Here is a 1,667-nt window from a genome sequence, read left to right as displayed (position 1 = left end):
TGCATGTCTTGCGCCAGGGTATGGAACGGTCTGTGCGTGCCATGGCGGATGCCGCAGTAGATATGGAGCGTTGCTTGCCATGGGCCCCCGAATTGGCAAAGTTGATCCACGATTATGCTGGCGGAAAACGCCTAGCTCTCCTAACGGCTCTCTTGGAACACCCCGCAGCTGATTTGCCAGCCTTAGCACGATCGGTGCAAGTCATGTGTGCGGTCTGTGTCCACCCCAAACTTTTGAAATGGTTACTGGCACAGCCAGGTGTAGATGCAAGTGCCCGGCTTTACCGAGATGAAGATGGACAAAGAGAAGAGATGGGCAGCCTACTTTTTCATAGTGTCGAATTCTTCGAAGACCGTGCCGATGTATTGAAGGTGCTATATGCTGCTGGCGCTCGGTCTGTACTCATGTCGCATATGCCAGCGGCGATGCGGCTTGATCGCACATTATGTGGATACCGCGATGCAGACACCCCGGCTGAATTGGTCGCCGCGGGCATTGATCTGGATCAGCATATCTGGAGTGGGGAATATCCAATACTGCGCTTGTGTTTACGGAATTACACGGACACTCAGCGCGAGCTCCAGTTAATAGCGGAGCTGATGGATATGGGTGCCAGCGTTCACTACTGGATGGATCCAGAAACATTCCAAGTTGAAGTGCTGGAGCAAATATTCAGTGCGTACTGGCAAGAAAATGAATTTGAGAATGAAGAAGGTATCTGCTTAGACGAGGGACGTGCCACCGGCATTGTTAGCGTTTTCAACCGTCTGCTAGATCGGGGGCTGGAGGCTAATATCGGTGTCTCGTTCGGCGCGTCTGATGTAACAGAAAGAAATCCGGTCGAAATGTACTACGAGGGAAGTCTGATCGGTGCAATAGCCTGTGTGCTGTGCAGCCGCGGGAGCAGGCTACGACGCCTATGCCTGCCGCTTGTAGAGCAACTGCTAGCTCATGGTGCAGACCCGCAGGCAATAGGCCATCTTTGTCGTGTCGATCCTAATGGAAGACGATGCCGCAAGATCTTGGTCGACAGTGACGAGTTGGCTACTGGGGCGCCATGGAGCGAGCCCTCATCCATTCTGTCCTTTTTAAGGCAACGTAACGCGGAAGACTTCGATGAGATCGATGCCGCAGTTATCGCAGCGATGACCCGCAAGGCACTTGCCCATACTCATTGAGAATATACGCCATCACGCGAGTCGACAGCCTGCTGGGCAACCAATACCTGCAGGCCGAGCTCCTATAGTGGATCCACGATTTGAGACAGCAGTTTAAGCTATGGTCCTCAACGGAGGATGGCAGGGAATGACGGAAACAAAGAAGCGGAAAGTGCACAGCGCGGAGTTCAAGGCGAAGGTCGGTTTGGAGGCTGTGCGCGGGGTTCTGTCGCATTAGCGAAGGCCGACGGGTAATCGGGTAAACTGCTGCGCCCGAACCCAGGACGACTCGACATGTTTAATTTCAAAGGAATGCGTTTTCCGATCGACGTCATCTTGGTCTGCATCCGCTGGTATGTGGCCTACCCGCTGAGCTACTGGCATCTCGAGGAGATGATGGAAGAGCGCGGCGTGTCGGTCGACCATTCATCGATCAACCGTTGGGCGATTCGTTTCCTGCCGCTCATCGAGAAGATGGCCCGGAAACACAAGCGCCCGGTCGGCGGCAGC

1 protein-coding gene and 1 pseudogene are annotated in these 1,667 nt (G+C 54.2%); both read left to right on the top strand.

What is annotated here, in order from left to right; genetic code table 11:
* Positions 1-1,178: hypothetical protein (locus PO883_RS34370; protein ID WP_289313788.1), on the top strand; the 1,178-nt coding region annotated here is incomplete at its 5' end.
* A 273-nt stretch (positions 1,179-1,451) separates the two neighbouring features.
* Positions 1,452-1,667 (top strand): annotated as a pseudogene (locus PO883_RS34365) (IS6 family transposase); the annotation flags it as partial.

The organism is Massilia sp. DJPM01, assembly GCF_030348125.1.
Lineage (GTDB): Bacteria > Pseudomonadota > Gammaproteobacteria > Burkholderiales > Burkholderiaceae_D > Telluria_A > Telluria_A frigida.
Note: the sequence above shows the minus strand (reverse complement) of the source record. Positions and strands in the feature narration are given on the sequence as shown.